Origin of the sequence: Salmonella sp. 32031103-2018-00083-FB-01-SM-01 (genome assembly GCF_017571995.1) — a bacterium.
GTDB lineage: Bacteria > Pseudomonadota > Gammaproteobacteria > Enterobacterales > Enterobacteriaceae > Salmonella > Salmonella enterica.
Genome location: NZ_JAGEQL010000005.1, coordinates 284,744 through 306,248 on the forward strand (window position 1 = coordinate 284,744; position 21,505 = coordinate 306,248).

The 21,505-nt window shown below is 46.5% G+C and carries 24 protein-coding genes; 7 read left to right on the forward strand and 17 right to left on the reverse strand.

What is annotated here, in order from left to right; translation table 11 throughout:
- Positions 1–28: 28 nt before the first annotated feature.
- The 10 genes from J4614_RS16290 to rfaQ all read right to left on the reverse strand — a co-directional run bounded on the left by J4614_RS16290 (position 29) and on the right by rfaQ (position 10,114).
- Entirely contained in the window at positions 29–1,174 is a 1,146-nt protein-coding gene (locus tag J4614_RS16290; RefSeq protein ID WP_000591827.1) for a lipopolysaccharide N-acetylglucosaminyltransferase, read from the reverse strand.
- A gap of 99 nt (positions 1,175–1,273) precedes the next feature.
- A complete protein-coding gene (gene waaZ, locus J4614_RS16295; protein WP_000536020.1) occupies positions 1,274–2,083 on the reverse strand; it encodes a 3-deoxy-D-manno-oct-2-ulosonate III transferase WaaZ in 810 nt (269 codons plus the stop codon).
- 149 nt (positions 2,084–2,232) lie between these two features.
- On the reverse strand, positions 2,233–2,931 hold the full coding sequence (gene rfaY, locus J4614_RS16300; RefSeq protein ID WP_000582809.1) for a lipopolysaccharide core heptose(II) kinase RfaY: 699 nt from the start codon (positions 2,929–2,931) through the stop codon (positions 2,233–2,235).
- A 22-nt stretch (positions 2,932–2,953) separates the two neighbouring features.
- Positions 2,954–3,967 (reverse strand): lipopolysaccharide 1,2-glucosyltransferase RfaJ, encoded by a 1,014-nt coding sequence (gene rfaJ, locus J4614_RS16305; protein ID WP_061377048.1) that lies wholly within the window; start codon positions 3,965–3,967, stop codon positions 2,954–2,956.
- Between the two features lie 17 nt (positions 3,968–3,984).
- On the reverse strand, positions 3,985–4,998 hold the full coding sequence (gene waaO / locus J4614_RS16310) for a lipopolysaccharide 3-alpha-galactosyltransferase (RefSeq protein WP_208293244.1): 1,014 nt from the start codon (positions 4,996–4,998) through the stop codon (positions 3,985–3,987).
- A 5-nt stretch (positions 4,999–5,003) separates the two neighbouring features.
- The gene (gene waaB / locus J4614_RS16315) at positions 5,004–6,083 is read right to left on the reverse strand and encodes a lipopolysaccharide 1,6-galactosyltransferase (protein WP_000683988.1); all 1,080 of its coding nucleotides are present in this window, start codon (positions 6,081–6,083) and stop codon (positions 5,004–5,006) included.
- Between the two features lie 13 nt (positions 6,084–6,096).
- The gene (locus J4614_RS16320; protein ID WP_208293245.1) at positions 6,097–7,077 is read right to left on the reverse strand and encodes a glycosyltransferase family 8 protein; all 981 of its coding nucleotides are present in this window, start codon (positions 7,075–7,077) and stop codon (positions 6,097–6,099) included.
- A 55-nt stretch (positions 7,078–7,132) separates the two neighbouring features.
- On the reverse strand, positions 7,133–7,930 hold the full coding sequence (rfaP, locus tag J4614_RS16325; protein ID WP_000229825.1) for a lipopolysaccharide core heptose(I) kinase RfaP: 798 nt from the start codon (positions 7,928–7,930) through the stop codon (positions 7,133–7,135).
- Entirely contained in the window at positions 7,923–9,047 is a 1,125-nt protein-coding gene (locus J4614_RS16330) for a glycosyltransferase family 4 protein (protein WP_001261579.1), read from the reverse strand. The genes rfaP and J4614_RS16330 overlap by 8 nt, the downstream gene beginning before the upstream one ends.
- On the reverse strand, positions 9,044–10,114 hold the full coding sequence (gene rfaQ / locus J4614_RS16335; protein WP_001526672.1) for a lipopolysaccharide core heptosyltransferase RfaQ: 1,071 nt from the start codon (positions 10,112–10,114) through the stop codon (positions 9,044–9,046). The genes J4614_RS16330 and rfaQ overlap by 4 nt, the downstream gene beginning before the upstream one ends.
- Positions 10,115–10,522: 408 nt before the next feature.
- On the opposite strand from rfaQ, the gene waaA reads away from it, so the two are divergent.
- The gene (gene waaA, locus J4614_RS16340) at positions 10,523–11,800 is read left to right on the forward strand and encodes a lipid IV(A) 3-deoxy-D-manno-octulosonic acid transferase (protein WP_000891580.1); all 1,278 of its coding nucleotides are present in this window, start codon (positions 10,523–10,525) and stop codon (positions 11,798–11,800) included.
- Positions 11,801–11,808: 8 nt separating this feature from the next.
- A complete protein-coding gene (coaD, locus tag J4614_RS16345) occupies positions 11,809–12,288 on the forward strand; it encodes a pantetheine-phosphate adenylyltransferase (RefSeq protein WP_001171884.1) in 480 nt (159 codons plus the stop codon).
- Between the two features lie 27 nt (positions 12,289–12,315).
- Here the strand turns inward: coaD and mutM are convergent, their stop codons facing one another.
- The 4 genes from mutM to radC form a co-directional block, all read right to left on the reverse strand.
- Positions 12,316–13,125: a bifunctional DNA-formamidopyrimidine glycosylase/DNA-(apurinic or apyrimidinic site) lyase gene (mutM, locus tag J4614_RS16350; protein ID WP_001114515.1), complete on the reverse strand. Its 810-nt coding sequence runs from the start codon at positions 13,123–13,125 to the stop codon at positions 12,316–12,318.
- Between the two features lie 97 nt (positions 13,126–13,222).
- Positions 13,223–13,390: a 50S ribosomal protein L33 gene (gene rpmG / locus J4614_RS16355; protein WP_001051798.1), complete on the reverse strand. Its 168-nt coding sequence runs from the start codon at positions 13,388–13,390 to the stop codon at positions 13,223–13,225.
- Between the two features lie 20 nt (positions 13,391–13,410).
- Positions 13,411–13,647 carry a 50S ribosomal protein L28 gene (gene rpmB / locus J4614_RS16360; protein WP_001519051.1) on the reverse strand — a complete coding sequence of 79 codons (237 nt, stop codon included), beginning with the start codon at positions 13,645–13,647 and terminating at the stop codon, positions 13,411–13,413.
- 217 nt (positions 13,648–13,864) lie between these two features.
- Complete coding sequence (gene radC / locus J4614_RS16365) at positions 13,865–14,530, reverse strand: DNA repair protein RadC (RefSeq protein WP_000380129.1); 666 nt, start codon at positions 14,528–14,530, stop codon at positions 13,865–13,867.
- A 175-nt stretch (positions 14,531–14,705) separates the two neighbouring features.
- Here radC and coaBC point away from each other — a divergent pair, with 175 nt between their 5' ends.
- From coaBC to slmA, 3 genes are all read left to right on the forward strand, one after another.
- Entirely contained in the window at positions 14,706–15,926 is a 1,221-nt protein-coding gene (gene coaBC, locus J4614_RS16370; RefSeq protein WP_023207694.1) for a bifunctional phosphopantothenoylcysteine decarboxylase/phosphopantothenate--cysteine ligase CoaBC, read from the forward strand.
- Entirely contained in the window at positions 15,904–16,362 is a 459-nt protein-coding gene (gene dut, locus J4614_RS16375) for a dUTP diphosphatase (RefSeq protein ID WP_000976078.1), read from the forward strand. The genes coaBC and dut overlap by 23 nt, the downstream gene beginning before the upstream one ends.
- Before the next feature lie 107 nt (positions 16,363–16,469).
- On the forward strand, positions 16,470–17,066 hold the full coding sequence (gene slmA, locus J4614_RS16380) for a nucleoid occlusion factor SlmA (protein ID WP_000818607.1): 597 nt from the start codon (positions 16,470–16,472) through the stop codon (positions 17,064–17,066).
- Positions 17,067–17,143: 77 nt separating this feature from the next.
- Here slmA and pyrE read toward each other — a convergent pair whose 3' ends face one another.
- Together pyrE and rph are read right to left on the reverse strand one after the other, a co-directional pair.
- Positions 17,144–17,785, reverse strand: a complete 642-nt coding sequence (gene pyrE, locus J4614_RS16385) for an orotate phosphoribosyltransferase (protein WP_000806167.1) — start codon at positions 17,783–17,785, stop codon at positions 17,144–17,146.
- Positions 17,786–17,863: 78 nt separating this feature from the next.
- A complete protein-coding gene (gene rph / locus J4614_RS16390) occupies positions 17,864–18,580 on the reverse strand; it encodes a ribonuclease PH (protein WP_001247078.1) in 717 nt (238 codons plus the stop codon).
- A 125-nt stretch (positions 18,581–18,705) separates the two neighbouring features.
- Between rph and J4614_RS16395 the strand changes: the two genes are divergently transcribed.
- Complete coding sequence (locus J4614_RS16395) at positions 18,706–19,569, forward strand: YicC/YloC family endoribonuclease (RefSeq protein WP_000621347.1); 864 nt, start codon at positions 18,706–18,708, stop codon at positions 19,567–19,569.
- Between the two features lie 49 nt (positions 19,570–19,618).
- Here J4614_RS16395 and J4614_RS16400 read toward each other — a convergent pair whose 3' ends face one another.
- Complete coding sequence (locus tag J4614_RS16400; RefSeq protein ID WP_023213958.1) at positions 19,619–20,521, reverse strand: LysR family transcriptional regulator; 903 nt, start codon at positions 20,519–20,521, stop codon at positions 19,619–19,621.
- 73 nt (positions 20,522–20,594) lie between these two features.
- On the opposite strand from J4614_RS16400, the gene J4614_RS16405 reads away from it, so the two are divergent.
- Positions 20,595–21,476 carry an HARLDQ motif MBL-fold protein gene (locus J4614_RS16405; protein WP_001631316.1) on the forward strand — a complete coding sequence of 294 codons (882 nt, stop codon included), beginning with the start codon at positions 20,595–20,597 and terminating at the stop codon, positions 21,474–21,476.
- Positions 21,477–21,505: the final 29 nt, after the last annotated feature.

The window sequence follows — 21,505 nt, forward strand, 5'->3', positions numbered from 1 at the left end:
CAGCGCGTTTTCCATCATCAGGACTCAATCACTTATCAAACCAGCTTTTCATTTGTTCCTCGAAACGCTGCGCTACATTTTCCCAACTGTATTTTGAAAACACCAGGGATTTTGCTTTTTCGGCAATCTGGTGGCGTTCCTTATCAGCAAGCGCACGGTTAATATCATTAATTATACTGTCGCTCGACATAGGCTCTGCGAGGTGATAGCCCGTTATGCCATCTAACACAAATTCGCTAATTCCCCCTTTTTTGCTGGCAAGAACCGCTTTTCCTGCTGCCATCGCTTCTACAGCCACCATGCAAAATGCTTCTTCAACCTGAGATGGCACAATAACCAGATCGGCTATATGATAGAAGTTATGCATCTGGTCGGGAGATTGCCCCCCAGCCATAATACAATCCGTTCCAATCTCTTTTGCGGCGTCCAGTACTTTCTTTTGATACTCTGCTTTTTCACCCTTGCGGCTTGCATAAGGGTCGCCAACAACGACAAGTTTAATATTACTTCTTAAGGTACGTAATTTTTTGAACGCCTGCAAAAGCAACAGGATGCCTTTATCGGGCGAAATTCTCCCGGCATATAAGAGAACGGTGGCATCTTCCGCAATATTTAATTGCTGACGAAGATTATCTTGTGGGTTTCTTTTATAAGTCTCAGCACAAAAACCATTAGGCACAATACTAACAGCAGCGGCGGGCAATCTTTCTTCATAAAACGCTTTAAGAAACTGACTTGGCACGATAATTTTTGCATCGTTATCAGGAAGTTCTGGTTCAAATGCGTTATGCATGTGCATAACCAGTTTTGCATTCGGATTGCGCTCTCTGATCTGCCGATACAGTTTCATACTATTATGAATAACAATGACGCTATCTTCCTGGGTAGTCACTTTATCTCTAATATTAAGGACGCGCTGGGAATAGGGTAGTGGGTCGAGACGAGTCCATTTCTGAAAAAGACGCTTATAAACTTTACTAAACCCAATGTAATGAATATCACAGTTATCGTTTATTTTATTATATTCAGGATAGCCAGCATTCTTTATACAAGCAATAGCACTCGGTATTGATAGTCGTTTTGCAACCTGGTAAATCCAGGTTTCTACCGCAGCCGCACCACGAGGAGGAATTGAAAATATAGGAGTAACAGTAAATATGATTTTTTTAATCATAATAGCTATAATCCAGAATAGTTAACTTTATAGAAAAAGAAATGTTATAGAAAAAGAAATGCGTGCCAAAGCAACGCAAAATAATGATTTATCTAGTGTCTAGACAATTTTATCGTAATATATTTCATCCTCAAGTTCCGAGGCTGTAATATATGGAATAATATCGTAATGAATTGCAGTATCATCTGATAAATTAAAGATATTTAAATCACTCACATTTTTTCTCATAAAAGTAAAAAATGGCAGTATTTTAAACAGGTCTTTACTAAGCTCAGATGGCATAGGGCTGGTAGATTCGTCATAGAAACGCGGGCAACTGCCTGTTAAGTCAAGCCCAGAACATATAATACGGCTATACTTGAGGGAATAGGCAACCTGAATAGCGGTATAAGCAATAGTATGGCAAGAGCAATAGCCGATGCTGATATCCTTGCAAAATCCAGCCAGTCGTCCTCTTTTCGAAAGAGGAACTGAAATAAGTAATGCTTTATGAACTCGCTTGAGGATATTAAATTTAATTTTCTTTAAAAAGCCCCCTTTTTCTCGGCGATAAAAGGAGCGAATAATTAAACAGTTTTCTTCAATATATTTTTGATCATCCACTGAAGCCTGTTCGTACACATCAAGATTGACGATAGTAAACTGACTGTTACGGCTAAAGTTATAAAAATCTTCGCGCCGACGATGGAGGAAGCGAACATCCGTCAGAAGGTACAAAAATGGCTTGACGTTATTGTTTAGCAAATATTGAACAGAACCATTGACTGCAATGACATCTTTCATTCGTAACAAGGACAGCGGCGTCTTTCTGGACGTAGGACCAGAAAGAAAAATAATACAATCTTCAGCCGTTCTTTTCGCAATAAGTTGCAGAACATCGGCGTGAGTTATGAAGTTAACGCTGCCCATAAAAAACTCGTATGTTTATCATGCAACCTATAAATAAATGTTATATTCAATAACTAATATTACATCTCAAATTCTCTCAAGTATGTCATAACGCTGCAGCAAATAAAAGTCAGTCAGCCCCTTAAATTAAACCAAACGTGCTACATTGATCAGCGCTTTTCCTTACCCTTAATACGACGAAGGAAATTTCGAAGTTTTTTCTTATAAATCAATAAGTAAAATCCGATATCTCTCACATTATTTTTGATACCATAATGTCTTTCTAAATCAATACGATCCTTTGCTTTTCGCTGTCTGGAAGGTCTTTTTCCGGACAAATCGATAATTCTGATCTCATTGCCTTGCAGGATAAAGTTACCTTTATGGGGATCGCCCGAAACCATACCATGCTGATGCAGAGAATATATCGACTGTTTGATTTTCCCTCTCACCTCGTCAGAAATTTCTGGCATATCAACAAGTTCAATACCTTCAATATACTCAATTATCATCACGTATGTTTTTACATAGCGTAATGTTTTAATTTCCGCCAGCAGGTAAAAATCATTAAGCGCCGCAAACCCTTCACGCCGCACACGATCTGTCTGATGAAAAAGCTTTTCGTAGTAATCCCCTTTTACTAACGATTTGAAAAAGCGTTCAGTATTTTTTACTTTTGGACTAAATACTTTGAGAATATATTTTCCGTAGTCTGTATTAATCAATACAACTTTTGTATCTTCTATATTACGGAAGACTTTAATAACCTGATGATTATAAGATAGAAAATCTTTAAATATCTCAATGTATTTTTCACCGTCTTTTTTGACAAAGACAGTATAGTTTTTAATCTTTTTTTCAATAATCATAATGGAGATTTAGGCAGGGGAATTATTTGTGGAAAAGTTTACGATAAAGATATGCGCTTCCAGCCAGAAGGCCTTTAAAATAATGCCCCTGCACGAGAAGATGTTTATATCGCTTCTTAAATTCAACTATGGTACGCGCATCTTTTGCAGGAGAATCTTTCCAGGGCGAATTCAACCGTGCATTTTTATAATAGATAACTGACGGATAATTTGCCCAGGCATGCCATGGTTTTGTAGCGCCCGTATAATGAATTAAAATAGTATTATCATTAATTATATTGCTATATTTTTTATGTGACTTATCTTTCAACTCACTTTTGATAGTATAAATGGTATTATACGGTCGCGGAAGAAAAATGACTTTATCCTGTAGGAGAATATTCAAAACATCCTGATCGGGATATTTAAAAGAGTCAGCCTCTTTACCTGCCAGAAGTAAAAATGCCTTTTCAGTTAAGGCATTCTCTTTCCATAATTTCAGGTTAACAAAAACCACGCCGGAGTTAAAATAACCACCTTGTAAATTAAATGCTCTTAATCTCTCATTTACCTTATTCTGGATGGAATCAACATCTTTTACGACCGCAGCGATCTTCTCTGTCAGATCAAGCTGTAAAAGATCTTGCAAAGATCCTTTGCATACAACATCGGCATCCAAATAAAGTAATGTGTTTACCTTCTTGCTGAGATAATCGAAAGCAAATAAACGAAAATACATTGCTCTCGACCATACTTTAGTTTGAGGCAATACCTCAAGGCTTTCTACTTTAATAAGATAAAGAGAAATTTTTATGTGATGCTGTACGGCTAAACGCTCTATATATTTTACAAAACACGGGGAGTATGAATCACAAATAATATGGAAAGCGAGCGGGATATTATTATTTAATACAACTGAAGCAATTGATACCCCCACACCATCAAGATAGTTTTCATCAACACCATAAGAAATGTTTAATACGTTATCATCATTATTATTATTACTTTCATCAAAAACTTTATATTCAGCTATTTCTATCTCAGGAAATGAATCCATTACATCACCTATGGGTTTTATTCAAGAAGTTTACGTTTAAAGTAGGCTATATAATAATTTATACCCGAAGTATAATGCTTCTGATTAAACATATGCTTTGCCGCATAACGTAACTGATGACTAGTGACTGGATTTAAAAGTGCACAATGAGACCATGGTGAGTTGCTCTTAGCCTGTAAAAAATATTGTGACACAGGATAAGCCCCCCAACTATGCCAGGGCTTCGTTGGTCCGATATAATGAACAAATACAGTCTCAGCATCAATTGGATTAATAACTGAATCTTTTAATTCATAGTTAAGACTAAATTGTGTATTAAATTTTTTATCAACAAAACGTGCTTTATTCACTAACAATATATTTAATACATCCTGATCAAGGTGCGTTATGCGCTGTACTACCTCCGGATCTTTTAGCATTTCAATCGCTTTCTTAGAGATATTTTCTGCGGTCCAAAGAGGTATGTTAATTAAAATAAAACCGGCATTAAAATAGCCAGAAACCAGCCCAGGCGTTGCCAAGCTAACCGAGCGCTTAGTCCACCATTCCAACTCGCCTTCAGCAACGACAGCCGCAATCTCATTTTCAGCGAAGTTAAGATCAATAAGCTCCTGAATACTCCCCTTACATGCAATATCTGCATCCAGATAAAGTACTCTATCTGTTTTATCTGAAAAATAATCGGCGATAATGAATCTAAAGTATGTTGCATAGGTCCAGTTTTTGGTACTGGGTAGCGATTTTAAGCGCTCACAGTCGATTAGGTAAACAACAATCTGCGTAGCGTACTGTTTTGCTAATGCCTCAAATCGCTGCTGGTCTTCAGAGTCAAAGAAATCGGTAAAAACATGGAAAGCTGACGCCTTCTCTGGGTTAGCGAGGAGAACCGATGCAATAGAGACACCACAGCCAAAAAGAAAGTTTTTATCAATCCCATAAGCTATATTAAATTTATCAGCATCACTATGTTGTGCATAGTTATAATCTAAAGTCTGTTGAATGACTTCTTCTTCAAAATATTTTCTGCTCATAGTGATCACTTTTGTAATTTCGAGAATATTGCATTATTAAAATTTTTAAAATATAGCACATCATAAAATCTCTCAATCGTGCCGGGAATAATATCATGCTGATATTTTACTTCACCAGAAATAACGCGATTAAGGTGTCCTACAAAATCATCTATAGCCCCCGGGGTGTAAAGCTCACCATTCAAGCCGGGTTTAATCATATCGCGCGGACCAGACATACAATCAGAACTAATACACGGAATTCCATATGACATTGCTTCCAGCAGGGTCATAGGAAATCCCTCAAATGCAGAGGTAAGTAGTAACGCGGTGACATTTTTTATTTTTTGCTGTACGACTTGCCACGGCTCGCTTTGCCAACCATACCAGATCACACGCTGCTCAATACCAAGCTCCCGACTATAGGCCTGGCACTTTTCAAAATCTGAGCCATCACCAATAATATGTAGCTGCCATTCCCCTGTCGTACGAGCTAAGCCATCAAATAAATCTTTAACTCTTTTCTGTCCTTCAAATTTAAGACGCCCTACATAGAGAAATACAGCGGGTTTATCGCGCTCAGGCGACGGCACAATGATTGTTTTAATAGAGACAGGATTATAAACGACGCTAATATTTTGCGCTGAGATACCCCGTGCCATCATCTGTTCTTTAATACCACTACTGATGGCCAGATGATAATCTGCGTACGTTATACATTCTGCATGTTTTTTATGGTCGAGCGAAAAATGCGGCCACGAGAAAATAGTAAACTGTTTACCACTTTTCTTTCGTGCTTTATTGGCATAAAGACATGAGATGACATCAATACATATCACAATATCCGGTGACGTTTCTTTCAGCCACTGACTAAAATTATAAACATGCTTAGCTCGACGAAGAAAACTTAATTTTATATTTGAGAATGATTGCGCATATTTAATCTCTTTTAGCCATGCTTTATCCATTTTGTCATTACGACAAAAGAAAAACATTTCACAGTTGATTTTCGGAGAGCTATTTTCAAACGTATGGATAACGTTGCTAATAACGGTTTCCATCCCTCCAAAACCAGATACCGCTTCGCCTATAAATGCTATTTTCATATATACCCCAGAGTTAAAACCTTAATCTAAAGACTTTAGATATTAAATAGCAAAAATAGTGATATACTCCTATAGAGTAATTTTTACCTGAGATTTCTCTTTTTGCTTTAAGGCGTATTTCACTTGGGGATGGTGCAAAAAACCTCCTGTTATTTTTCCATGGGGATGCATTAAAGTATCGATCAAAATATCTTGCTTTAAATATCTTATACCATGGTTTATTTGGAGTCACATAATGCATAATAATAGTATTATCTATATTTTTAGCTTCAGCATCAAAATTAACCGACAATGTCGTTTTATTGTTAAATTTTCTTTGGAGATACTTCACCTTTCCATTGAGTAAAATATTTAAAACATCCTGATCGGCATATCTAAAAATCTTACCACTATTAATCATAGACAAAGATTCTTGAGTTACGTTATTTTTTCTCCACTCATCGTTATTAATTAACATCACGCCTGCATTGAAATACCCATTAAAATCCACCCCATAATCTAATTGTTTTACTCTTTTTTGCATATCCGGAGAGTCTAAGATCACTCCTGCGATTTCCCCTTCAAGATTAATATCAATTAACTCAGATAATGAACCATGACAAATAATATCGCAATCCAAATATAAAATTTTTGAAATTCCTTTATTAACAACATCCGGAATTAAAAAACGAAGACATGTAGATAATGGAATACCCAGAATTAATGTTTCCGGATTAATATCGAAATTATTGTTAATATGATATGCTGTAATTGATACATTGGGTTGTTTCAATTCAAGAAAAGGTAATAAATCATACTCCGACACACCCGATATCAATAAATGAAAATGCATGTCAATATCTTTATTATTTTCGATAATGGAATATATTGCCACACCTGCTGGCATTATAAAACCATGATCAAAGCAAAGAGCAATGTCCAGTCTTCTTCCAAAAAAATCATCATGTTGAATTATGTTTTTTTGGTTTGAAATATAACTTTTAATGTCAGACATTCTGTCTATCCTTGTCTCACTCATAAATTACTCACTGAGTGCATAATTATTATAATTACAGATTTTTTCTTATTGTTCTTTCTTTAATTCGAGCGGCTTTAACATCCGCCTGATGAATCAACCCCGATTCTTTTTGCAAAATCTCTCGCAGGGGGAGAGAGAAATACTCACGCATAAACCGGAATATATCTCGCTGAGTCAGGCCAATATTCATTGAAGAAAAATAAAGCCCAATTAAATCCTTGTCACGCCAGCGAAGGGGAACGTGCTGGCGTATCTGCGCGCGATGCAGGTCGATTACGGAGATTTTTAAATCCTCTTCACGACCTGTGAAAGGTAAATGCAGAAGAAAGTGGCAAATATAACAGTCACGATGGTTAATTCCCCCGGCGTGCATTTTACGTACCATAGTCGCAACACGCTTAATAATCATCCACTTCACCTGCGCGTCCGGTGGATTAACAGCCCAGTCAGCACAGTAGTCTTCAAGGCTAATCGTGGGCGTTAAATCTTCGGTGATAATAAATGATGTTCTGGTTAACGGATTTACGCCTTTTTCACCAAAACCAACGCCGTGCATCGTATCAACGCCCAGCTCATGTAGACGATGAATGGCGTGCCATTCTCTGTCAGCGCCCAGAACAGGCATACGTAACGAAATCAGGTTCTTCACAATTTCTTTCAGCGAAGTGCCTTTATGCCACTTCAGGAAGTAGCTTTTGCCGTCCAGCTCAAACCGCAATGTTCGACGCGTCTCCAGCTCTCTGAACACTTCGCCCTGTAACGTTTTCACTTCCTCAAAAGCATCTTTACCGCGCCATAGTGTGGTTAACGGCGCTTTCAGCTCAACCATCTAAATCACCTGTAATAATATCTGCGGCCTTCTCCGGTAAGCTGTATAAATCCTGGGTATCAGCATAATACCGCGCATTTTCAGCCCAGGCGCTGCGTAAGGAAGGCTGTGTCAGCGCTTTGAGTAAAACCTCATTTAGCGCATCCTGGCGGAATGGTTCAGTCATCGCTTCGCCACAGTTTGCATCCACAATATAATGTGCATAACCGCACACCGCGGTTGTCAGCACCGGCAAACCAGCAGTAATGGCTTCCAGCAAAACAATACCAGCAGCTTCCTGATAGGCTGGATGCAGTAAAAGGTCGGCTGCCGCCATTAACTCCGCGATATCATTACGTCCGGAGAAAAAATGCACATTCGTGCCGACGCCGCTTCTTTCAGCCAGCGCTGCAAACTTCTTCGGCTTATCCTGCCCAACAACATAGAGCACCGTATTTTGCCGTAAAGATTCGGGTAGCGATGCCAGCGCTTCAATAGAGCGATCCACACCTTTACGGGTAAAGTCAGACCCTACTTGCAACAGTAATTTTTGCTGTTCTGAGATACCATTTTTCTGACGATAAATTTGACGACTGTTTGGGATCTGTTGGCTATATTTTCTGTCCGGGTAAATCCCCGGAGGAAGAATATGGAAACGCTCCGCTTCAGTCTGATAATGTTTTTGGAAGTCAGCAATCTGCTTATTCGTCAGCATTAATAGTTGCGTCGGCTTGCCGTGTTCAAACGTGGCGCGTTCAAAAGCAGCATAATGCCGATAGCGTGATGTCAGGCGATAGAAAAAACCTTTTTCCTGTGCGACTTTTTCGGCATAACACACGTCTGCGGCGTAATACACATCAAGGCCCGGCATCTTATTGAATCCAACCACCCGATCGACAGGGTGGTCGCGCAAATGGTGTTGCACCCAGGCATAATATTCTGCGTTACGACCGTGGTTCGTCCGGGATTTAACCGGCACGCGGATTAATTCAAAGTTATCCGGGCATTCCCCTTCCCATGACTGAGTATAAACACGAACCTGATGACCTCGCGCCGCCACGGTTTGGGCAATGCGCATAAAATCACGCTGCAGACCGCCAAAAGGAAAATATTTATATAAGCAAAAGGCAACTCTCATAGCAGGCTGTCCAAATCTATGGTGCGTGCCTCATGCGGCAGCATTTTTTCCGTCGCGGCGATAACATCTTCAGCCGGAATCACGGAAAGGTATTTTTTATTACGATCAAGCTCATGCCGTTCAGGCATCGGCTGATAATTGCCTGCCCAAAACTGAATGATGTCGTCGGTCCAGGGACGCCAGAACACATGATCCGTCGCGCCGAAAAGGCAAATGACCGGCGTTTTGACTGCTGCGGCAATATGACCAGGGGCCGAATCAACGCCGATAAAGAGATCCGCATGGTCAATCAACGCGCCCAATTCAGGAAAGCGAGTTTTACCCGCCAGACCAGTAACCGGTTTTGTTTCACAGCCGCGTGCAATAGCATCCACGCAGGCCATCTCGTCTGCGGCCGGGCCTGACGTCAGTACAACTTGATAACCGCGGCGCTGCACGGCATCAATAACCTGCGAGAATTTATCATTATCCCAGCACTTAAATAACTGCCGTGCCGTAGGCTGAATAACAACATATTGTCGGGTCACACCAAGTTGTTTGAGCTGTTGTCGCATGTTTTCCCAATGTTCCGGGCGATAGCTCATGGTGGTTTCCGTGACATACTGTTTTAGCGCTAACGGCTTTAGCGCGGATAATGTGCGCTCAACAGCATGTTCTCCCGCATAAGGTACTAAATGCGTAAAGCTCTTTTTCCATAAAGCAGACTGACGATTACCGAAATCCTGCGAGATTTTTATTTTTGCGTTTAAAAAACGCACAATAAGCGCCACGCTCCACTGATCGGTGAGATTGACGACCAGATCATACGAGTTAGCACGCAATTTTTTGATTAGCGATAGCGCGTTTTTAATCTTCTCTTTTGTTCCTGCGCCTTTGTTACTGATGCCGTAGAGTGCATTAATCTCCGGATTTTCCGACAATATCGGTATGGTGTTCTGGTAAAGAAGCACATCGATTTTTGCATCGGGATAATTCTGCTTCAGCGTACTGATGACAGGGGTGGTAAGTAACATGTCTCCATGAAAACGCATTTTTATAATCAGAATTCTTCGAAATGGCTTTTCCACAAGCGACTCTTTGGTTGAAATTGTCCGGATAAATAAGCAGAAAAAAGCACGCTACCGCCCCAGGCTTCACAGCAACCCGATGGCTAATACCGCACTCATTTTAGATGCGCTAGTGTAACACTTCTTTCGCAGCAATCCGATACGAATAATTTTTATACACAATCATTTTTTTAATCATAAATTCAAAGAGATATTAATTTATCCCTCTCTTGTGAATGGTCATTCCCATTGTCTGGGGCGACAAGGGCGGCAAATTTCAATGGATTGCGTAAAAATGCAAAAATAATGGGGTTCAGCGCCTGGAATCCTCGCTTCTGAGCCAATTTGGCGCAAAAATGGGAAAAGTAATGGTAAAGCCCAGGCTAAATACATAGAATCCCCAGCACATCCATAAGTCAGCTATTTACTATGCTCGAATTGCTTTACACCGCTCTTCTCTACCTTATTCAGCCTCTGATCTGGATACGGCTTTGGGTGCGTGGACGTAAAGCGCCGGCCTATCGTAAACGTTGGGGTGAACGCTACGGATTCTACCGCCGTCCGTTGAAACCGGGCGGAATCATGCTGCATTCCGTCTCGGTGGGCGAAACTCTGGCGGCCATCCCATTGGTCCGCGCTCTACGTCATCGCTATCCCGATCTGCCTATTACCGTAACGACCATGACGCCGACCGGCTCGGAGCGCGTCCAGTCCGCCTTTGGCAACGATGTTCAGCACGTTTACTTGCCTTATGATTTGCCCGATGCGCTCAATCGTTTCCTCAATGAGATTGATCCTAAGCTGGTATTGATCATGGAGACTGAGCTCTGGCCAAATCTGATTGCTGCGCTGCACAAACGTCATATTCCGCTGGTTATCGCTAATGCGCGGCTTTCCGCCCGCTCCGCCGCGGGTTATGCGAAGCTTGGCAAGTTTGTCCGTACGCTCCTGCGCCGTATCACCCTGATTGCCGCGCAAAACGAAGAAGATGGCGAACGCTTTGTGGCATTGGGCGCGAAGAACAATCAGGTCACGGTCACCGGCAGTCTGAAATTTGATATTTCAGTTACGCCGCAGCTGGCGGCTAAAGCCGTTACGCTACGCCGCCAGTGGGCGCCGCACCGTCCGGTCTGGATTGCCACCAGCACCCACGATGGCGAAGAGAGTATCGTTATCGCCGCTCACCAAGCGTTATTACATCAATTCCCGAATTTATTACTGATTCTGGTGCCCCGCCATCCGGAGCGTTTCCCGGATGCTATCAATCTTGTGCGTCAGGCAGGGTTAAGCTACATCACTCGCTCTTCGGGCGAAGTGCCGTCCGCCAGCACCCAGGTCGTGGTAGGCGATACTATGGGCGAATTAATGTTGCTCTATGGCATTGCCGATCTCGCCTTTGTTGGTGGTTCGCTGGTTGAACGCGGCGGTCATAACCCGCTGGAGGCCGCCGCTCATGCGATTCCGGTACTGATGGGTCCGCATACCTTTAACTTTAAAGATATTTGCGCCCGTCTGGATCAGGCGAGCGGACTTATCACGATTACCGATGCGGCTACGCTGGCAAAAGAAGTTTCCTCTTTACTGACCGACGCTGATTATCGTAATTTCTACGGACGTCACGCAGTTGAAGTGCTGTATCAAAATCAGGGCGCGCTCCAGCGTCTGCTGCAACTGCTGGAACCTTATCTGCCACCGAAAACGCATTGAGGACTGTCATGCAAAAACGGGCGATTTATCCAGGCACGTTTGATCCGATTACTAACGGTCATCTCGATATTGTGACGCGCGCAACGCAGATGTTCGACCATGTCATTCTGGCCATCGCCGCCAGCCCCGGTAAGAAACCCATGTTCACCCTGGACGAACGTGTGGCGCTGGCGCAAAAAGCGACCGCACACCTGGGTAACGTAGAGGTGGTGGGCTTTAGCGACCTGATGGCCAATTTCGCCCGCGACAGACAGGCGAATATCCTGATTCGTGGTCTGCGCGCGGTGGCGGATTTTGAATATGAAATGCAGTTGGCGCATATGAATCGCCATCTGATGCCGCAACTGGAAAGCGTTTTCCTGATGCCGTCCAAAGAGTGGTCGTTTATTTCATCGTCGCTGGTCAAAGAAGTGGCGCGCCATCAGGGCGATGTGACCCACTTTCTGCCGGACAATGTGCATCAGGCGCTAATGGATAAGTTGAAATAAATTTCCTTCCTTGCCGGGCCTGGCATTTTACTTCTGACAGTGACGGCAATAGAACGTCGCACGCTGTGCGTGTTTCGTTGCGACTATCGGCGTACCGCATACCCGACACGGCTCGCCTTTGCGCCCGTACACCTGCAACTCCTGCGCAAAATAGCCCGGTTTCCCATCGCTTTGCAGAAAATCCTTCAGCGTTGTCCCGCCTTGTTCAATAGAGCGCAGCAAAACGGCTTTAATCACCCGTGCCAGCAGATCGCACTCCTCTGTCGAGAGTGACGACGCCAGGCGGTCAGGGTGAATACCAGCGGCAAACAGCGACTCGCTGGCGTAGATATTCCCCACGCCGACCACCAGCTTGTTATCCATCAGCCAGGGTTTAATCGCCGTCTTCTTCTTCGCGCATTTCTGCTGCAAATATTCGCCATTAAACTCATCGCTTAGCGGCTCCGGTCCCAGATGCGCCAGTACGTTATGCCCTTCCAGCTCTTTGGTCCATAACCAGGCGCCAAAGCGGCGAGGATCGGTATAACGTAGAATTTTGCCGTTGCTCATCACCAAATCGACATGGTCGTGCTTTTCCGCCGGCAGCGCTTCCGACAGTATCCGCAAGCTTCCCGACATCCCCAGGTGAATAATTATCCAGCCGTCAGGCAGCTCCAGCAGTAAATATTTAGCACGACGCTGAACGCTAAGGACGGGAGTATCACTCAGACGATAAATTTCATCTGAAACCGGCCAGCGCAGACGGCCGTTACGGATATGGGCGTGCAGGATAGTAGCGCCAACTAAATGGGGTTCAATACCCCGGCGGCTGGTTTCAACTTCGGGTAATTCAGGCATAACGTCTCCGGCTGTGTGGCAGGTCTCATTAATATGGGGACGGCCAGAAAACAAAAAACCCCGCCGAAGCGAGGTTTTTATTACATCAAAGCGAGAATTATTTGATTTTCGCTTCTTTGTAGATCACGTGCTGACGGACAACTGGATCGAATTTTTTCAGTTCCAGTTTTTCCGGTTTAGTACGTTTGTTCTTCGTAGTGGTATAGAAGTGACCAGTACCAGCAGAAGAAACCAGCTTGATTTTCTCACGAATACCTTTAGCCATGACTTATTTCCTCTTAGTACTTAGTACTTTTCGCCACGGGCACGCAGTTCAGACAGAACTGTTTCGATGCCTTTTTTATCGATGATACGCATACCTTTAGCAGATACACGCAGGGTGACAAAACGCTTCTCGCTCTCAACCCAGAAACGGTGAGAGTGCAGGTTAGGCAGGAAACGGCGTTTAGTCGCGTTCAGTGCGTGGGAACGGTTGTTACCGGTCACCGGACGCTTGCCAGTAACTTGGCAGACTCGGGACATGTCTATTCTCCAAAAATCAAATTAGCTCGAGCTTCGTATGGGGTATCGGCGCCTCGTCAGGCTTTACAGCCTGGTCATCGCGCAGTTCTATTGAACTCTCGATTGCCAGGCCCAAATGCCAAACCCGAGATTCTCAAAGGTGGCGTAGTATACGCTGACCCGGCGATATGCTCAAGTCCCGAACAGACAAAGATCCCGATGGATCGCGCAAAGAATCTTAAATCCAGCCGCGTTCGGCAAAAGAAACGTACTCTCCGCGCCCAATTATCAGGTGATCGAGCACCCGGATATCCATAAACTGGCAACACTTTATCACGCGCTCAGTGATAAGTTTATCTGCTTTACTTGGCTCTGCGCAGCCTGAAGGGTGGTTATGCGCCAGAATGACCGCTGAAGCATTGAGTTTAATCGCTTCCCGAACAATCTCACGCGGATGCACCTCTACGTGGTTAAGCGTGCCGGAAAACAGGCGGCTGTGCTGAAGCACCCGGTGCTGGGCATCGAGGAAGATCACCAGAAAGATCTCACGCTCTTCACCCGTCAGTTGGCTTTGCAGAAATTCCCGCGTCATTTCCGGACTCAGCAACGCACTTTCCTCATTCATGCGCACGCTGTAATAGCGCCTTGCCAGCTCAGCAATGCCTTTCAACTGCGCGAATTTCGCCAGGCCGATGCCGTTTACGCCGCGAAACTGCGCAAAGTCCGCCGACAGCAGGCCATACAGTGACCCAAAGTGCTGCAATATCTCTTTTGCCAACGTCATAACATCTTTTCCCGGCGTGCCGGTACGTAAAAAAAGCGCCAGCAGCTCCACGTCGCTGAGGGAAGCAATGCCGGATCTGAGCATTTTTTCACGCGGTAATAATTCGTCCAACGTATCCATACGCGCACCTCCTTTTTTAAGGAAGCGGCATAGTGGCATAGCCTTTGGGAGAGATCGACGCCCCGATTTTGTTCTTGCGTAGCGCCTCGCAAAGTGGAGCGCAGGCAACGACACGACGCCGTAGAGATTGTGATAAAATAGCCGCCTTTCAAAGTCACCCAACAGGAAAGACATGATGAGCCTGGCCGGTAAAAAAATTGTTCTCGGCATTAGCGGCGGTATCGCTGCGTATAAAACGCCGGAGCTGGTGCGCCGTTTACGTGAGCGCGGCGCTGACGTGCGCGTGGCAATGACCGAGGCGGCAAAAGCCTTTATTACCCCCCTGAGCTTACAGGCAGTGTCGGGCTATCCCGTATCCGACAGTCTGCTTGACCCTGCCGCTGAAGCCGCGATGGGGCATATCGAGTTGGGGAAATGGGCCGACCTGGTGATTCTTGCCCCCGCGACCGCCGACCTGATCGCCCGTGTAGCATCGGGTATGGCTAATGATTTAGTCTCCACCATCTGCCTGGCGACGCCAGCCCCGGTGGCCGTTCTTCCGGCCATGAACCAACAGATGTACCGCGCTGCTGCCACGCAACATAATCTGGAGGTGCTCGCCTCTCGCGGCCTGTTCATTTGGGGGCCGGATAGCGGCAGTCAGGCGTGCGGCGATGTAGGCCCAGGCCGAATGCTGGACCCATTAGTTATCGTTGATAAGGCCGCCGCGCATTTCGCTGCCGTCAACGATCTGCGACATCTTAATATCATGATTACGGCAGGCCCGACGCGCGAACCGCTCGACCCTGTGCGTTATATTTCCAACCACAGCTCAGGTAAAATGGGCTTCGCTATTGCGGCGGCCGCAGCGCGTCGCGGCGCAAATGTCACGCTGGTCTCCGGTCCCGTTTCGTTACCAACGCCGCCTTTTGTAAAACGGGTTGATGTCATAACCGCGCTGGACATGGAAGCCGCTGTTCAGGCCGCCGTTCAACAGCAGCACATTTTCATTAGCTGCGCCGCCGTGGCTGACTATCGCGCAGAGACTATCGCCAGTGAAAAAATCAAAAAACAGGCGGCGCAAGGTGATGAATTACTAATAAAAATGGTCAAAAACCCGGACGTTGTCGCCGGGGTGGCCGCACTCAGTGACAATCGACCCTACGTTGTTGGGTTTGCCGCGGAAACGAATAATGTGGAAGAATACGCCCGGCAAAAACGTATCCGTAAGAACCTTGACCTGATTTGTGCAAATGATGTTTCTCTTTTAAATCAGGGATTTAATAGCGATAAAAACGCTTTACACCTTTTCTGGCAGGATGGAGATAAAGTCTTACCGCTTGAGCGAAAAGAACTCCTGGGCCAATTATTACTCGACGAGATCGTGACCCGTTATGATGAAAAAAATCGACGTTAAGATTCTGGACCCGCGTGTTGGTCAGCAGTTTCCGCTGCCGACTTATGCTACTTCTGGTTCTGCCGGGCTTGACCTGCGCGCCTGTCTCGACGACGCCGTAGAACTGGCGCCTGGCGCAACAACGTTGGTGCCTACCGGACTGGCCATTCATATCGCCGATCCATCACTGGCGGCAGTCATGTTGCCGCGTTCGGGCCTGGGCCATAAACATGGTATCGTGCTGGGTAACCTGGTCGGGCTGATTGATTCCGATTATCAGGGGCAGCTGATGGTTTCGATCTGGAACCGTGGTCAGGACAGTTTTACCATTGAACCGGGCGAACGTATCGCGCAAATGGTGTTTGTTCCGGTCGTTCAGGCCGAATTTAATCTGGTGGAAGCATTTGACGCCACCGAACGTGGCGAGGGCGGCTTCGGTCATTCTGGCCGTAAGTAAATTTTACGCATCCCCATAACGTCATAATACTGCCGCAAGCGCTGAGTTTGCGGTTATAGCGTGGGTGCTCGCCTGGCAAGTGCTTATTTTCAGGGGTATTTTGTAACATGGCAGAAAAACAAACTGCGAAAAGGAATCGTCGCGAAGAAATACTTCAGTCACTGGCGCTGATGCTTGAATCCAGCGATGGAAGCCAACGCATCACGACGGCAAAACTGGCGGCCTCGGTCGGCGTTTCCGAAGCGGCGCTATACCGCCATTTTCCCAGCAAGACCCGCATGTTCGATAGCCTGATTGAGTTTATCGAAGATAGTCTGATTACCCGTATCAATCTGATTTTAAAAGATGAAAAAAACACCAGCACGCGTTTGCGCCTGATTGTGTTGCTGATTCTGGGTTTTGGCGAACGCAACCCTGGCCTGACGCGCATTCTTACCGGGCACGCGCTGATGTTTGAACAGGATCGCCTGCAGGGGCGCATTAATCAGCTTTTTGAACGCATCGAAGCGCAGCTCCGCCAGGTGCTACGAGAAAAAAGAATGCGTGAAGGCGAAGGCTACACGACGGATGAAAATCTGCTGGCAAGCCAACTGTTAGCCTTCTGTGAAGGTATGCTTTCACGGTTCGTGCGTAGCGAATTTAAATACCGCCCAACGGACGATTTCGACGCCCGCTGGCCGCTCATTGCCGCTCAGCTACAGTAACGCTGACTGGATAGTGGCTCACGCCTTATCCAGGCGACAGAAACATAGGCCCGGTAAAGCGCCACCGGGCAATTCGCTTACACGCCAAATTCTTCCCGGTATGCTCGCACAGCCGCCAGATGCTCAGCCATATCAGGTTTTTCTTCCAGATAGGCAATCAGGTCTTTCAGCGTAATGATGGAGATAACCTTACAACCATAGTCGCGCTCCACTTCCTGAATCGCGGAAATCTCGCCGCGGCCACGTTCCTGACGATCCAGCGAAATCAGTACGCCAGCCAGTGTAGCCCCGTGCGCCTGAATAATCTCCATCGACTCTCGAATCGCCGTACCTGCGGTAATCACGTCATCCACCAGCATCACGCGGCCCTGTAGCGCGCTGCCCACCAGACTCCCGCCTTCGCCATGATCTTTTGCCTCTTTGCGGTTAAAGCAGTACGGCAGGTCTTTATCGTGATGTTCCGCCAGCGCAACCGCCGTCGTCGTCGCGATCGGAATACCTTTGTATGCGGGGCCAAACAGCAGATCAAATTCAATACCGGAATCCACCAGCGCTTCGGCATAAAAACGGCCTAACAACGCCAGGTCGCGCCCGGTATTAAACAGCCCGGCGTTGAAGAAATAGGGGCTTTTGCGCCCGGATTTCAGCGTAAACTCGCCAAACTTTAGTACCTGCTTGTTAAGCGCAAACTCAATAAACTGGCGCTGATACGGTTTCATGGATTCGCTCCTTTTCTTACTTTCATCATTTACGAAATTTACGGACAAAAAAAAGGCGACTTTTCAGTCGCCTTAAAATCAATTTTCTAACGCCGCCTTCTGCGTCGCCACAATGGATTCAATTCCCCCTCGGGCCAGCGCCAACAAAGTGAGAAGTTCTTCATGGCTGAACGGCTCGCCTTCCGCGGTACCCTGTACTTCAATAATGCGGCCGTCTTCAGTCATCACGACGTTCATGTCGGTTTCTGCGGCGGAATCTTCAACATATTCCAGATCGCAGATCGCTTCGCCGTTAACGATGCCTACGGAAACCGCCGCCACCATGCCTTTCATCGGGTTGGTTTTCAGCTTACCGTTGGCAACCAATTTATTCAGCGCATCCGCCAACGCCACGCAGGCACCGGTAATAGACGCTGTACGCGTACCGCCATCGGCCTGGATTACATCGCAGTCCAGCGTAATGGTAAATTCGCCGAGCGTTTTCAGATCGACCGCCGCACGCAGCGCACGCGCGATCAAACGCTGAATTTCCATAGTACGACCGCCCTGCTTACCCTTTGCTGCTTCACGCGCATTACGGGTATGGGTAGCGCGAGGCAACATGCCATACTCTGCGGTGATCCACCCCTGTCCTTGTCCTTTCAGAAAACGTGGGACGCCTTCTTCAATGGAGGCGGTGCACAACACTTTGGTATCTCCAAATTCGACCAGTACCGAGCCTTCAGCGTGTTTTGTATAGTTACGGGTCAGGGTTACGGGACGCACCTGATTAGCGCTACGGCCTGCTGGACGCATATTGAGATCTCCGGCTTAAAACGAATGTGGCTGCGCATTATACGGACTTCCGATGGTTATTCCTATCCTGACAAGGCCTGGATAGCTATAATCCCCTCATCTCTCCTTTAAAAACGGGAACATCTATGATCCGCAGTATGACCGCCTACGCCCGGCGTGAAATCAAGGGTGAATGGGGTAGCGCGACCTGGGAAATGCGCTCGGTAAACCAGCGTTATCTGGAAACTTACTTTCGTCTGCCGGAACAGTTCCGTAGTCTTGAACCCGTCGTGCGCGAACGCATTCGTACACGCCTGACGCGTGGCAAAGTCGAATGTATGCTGCGTTTTGAACCCGATGCCAGCGCGCAAGGCGAGCTTATTCTGAATGAAAAGCTCGCGAAACAATTAGTTAGCGCCGCAAACTGGGTCAAAATGCAGAGCGACGAAGGGGAAATCAATCCGGTTGATATTTTGCGCTGGCCAGGTGTCATGGCAGCGCAAGAGCAGGATCTGGACGCGATTGCCGCAGAAATTCTAGCCGCGCTGGACGGTACGCTGGATGACTTTATCATCGCGCGCGAAACGGAAGGCCAGGCGCTGAAAGCGCTGATTGAACAACGGCTGGAGGGCGTCAGCGCCGAAGTAGCGAAAGTCCGCGCGCATATGCCGGAAATCCTGCAATGGCAGCGTGAACGTCTGGTCGCGAAGCTGGAAGATGCTCAGGTTCAGTTGGAAAACAACCGTCTGGAGCAAGAGCTGGTGATGATGGCGCAGCGCATTGATGTGGCGGAAGAGCTGGATCGTCTGGAAGCGCACGTCAAAGAGACTTACAACATTCTGAAGAAAAAAGAGGCGGTAGGTCGCCGTCTGGACTTCATGATGCAAGAATTTAACCGTGAGTCGAACACCCTGGCCTCCAAATCCATCAACGCTGATGTAACTAACTCCGCTATTGAATTAAAAGTGTTGATCGAGCAAATGCGCGAGCAAATCCAGAATATTGAATAATTCTGGCGCTCAATATGTCACAGAGCCCGCCTTATGCGGGCTCTCGCGTTTATCGGTAGTACGTTTTTAATTTCCGGCGAATAGCGTCGATAAGGCGCCGCTTCCACTCTACCGTTGAAGCCCGATACTGCATAAAAATAGCGCCTTCCGCCTGCTCCCCGGCAAGCGGCAGGACAAAAAGACCGCGCTTATCGGATAAATTTTCATACCAGGGGCGCGGTACAATCGCCATTAGCGGCGCCGACTGGACAGCAGGCGCAAGTTGACTGTAATCATGACAAACAAACGCCAGCGGACGTTCAAACCCGGCACGAGCCTGCTGCCTGTCCAGTTCGTTGTTCTCTTTTGTCCACGGCAAACAGTAAATGTGCTGATAATGCTGTAGATCAGCAAAATTCAACTCTGCGGCATTCTCCAGACGTGAACGCAATGGCGCGCCATAAACCGCAATCAAACGCGTAGTCCCCACCCGCTCGTAATGCAGAGCGCTGACCTGCTTTTGATGGTCGCCAATTGCCAGCACCAAATCAACCGAGCTATCCAACAGTTCATCACGCCAGGGTCGGCGGGCAAAAGGAAGGCACTCGATCACCGCCTGATGAAGATGACCTTTCTCTGCGAGAACGGGCGTAAGCAGCGCGTTCAATGCGGGAGGAAGTACCACCCGGAAACAACGGGAGCCGTTCTCTTTATCGCCAAACAGCTCCTCATTAAGCGAAACAAACACAGGCGCCAATTTGTCACGCAGCGCCTGCGCATAAGGCGTAGGAATCTGGCGGTTCCCTTCCCGTCGAAACAACGGGTCGTTTAGCACATCGCGCAATCTCATTAACGCATGACTTACCGCAGAAGGCGACAAAGCCAGCTTTTGCGCCGTTTTCCCCGTAGAGCTCGTCTCCAGCAGCACATACAGTACTTTTAACAGGTTCATATCCATTTGCAGCAAGTTCATTAAACGTCTCTCTTATTGAACCTGGCTAAATTACTGCCAGGTATACTGCGGGCGCTTCAATCAGGAGAACATTATGAATCGCTATGCATTATTCTTTGTATGTATATTTTCAACATCAGCACTTCCTGCCATGGCGGCATTAGATCCTTCACAACCGTTATCACCCGCGCCTCCGTTATCACTGTTTAAAGCGTGGGCTAAGCCTATAAAGCCGTTTCAAATCACAGAAGGCGTGTGGTATGTCGGCACGGAAAATCTCTCTTCTATTCTGCTGACCACTCCGGCAGGGCATATTCTTATTGATGCGGGGTTGGATGAAAGCGCACCGCAAATTAAAGCGAATATTGAAGCGGCAGGATTCCGCCTCACAGACATACGCTATCTATTGAACAGCCATGCGCGGCTGGATCAAGCGGGGGGCATGGCACGTTTGAAAGCGTGGAGCGGCGCACAATTGGTCGCCAGCCAACCCAACGCCGATCAGATGGCGAGGGGTGGACGAGAGGATTTTGCGCTTGGCGATGCGCTCCCCTTCCCGCCCGTCACCACTGATAAAATTATCCACAACCAGGAAAGCATCAGCCTCGGAGGGATAACCGTGACAGCACTATTCACGCCCGGACATCTGCCCGGCTCAACCTCCTGGCGCGTAACGCTCCGCAACGGCAAGACGCTAATTTACGCAGATAGTCTCGCCACGCCCGACTATCTGCTGATTAACAACAAAAACTACCCTGACCTGGTTACTGATATTCAGAGTAGCTTTAAGACACTGGCCGCCCAGCATGTTGATATCTTTATTGCCAACAAAGGTGACCGCTTCGGGCTACTGGAGAAACGACAGCAACTTCGCAACGGCGATACACAGGCATTCTTTGATTCCAATGGCTTGCAACAGTATGTGGAACGCTCACGTCAGCGCTTCATCACACAACTTACCGCACAGCAGCCATAATGAAATGACTCACCGGCGGCGCGTCCAGG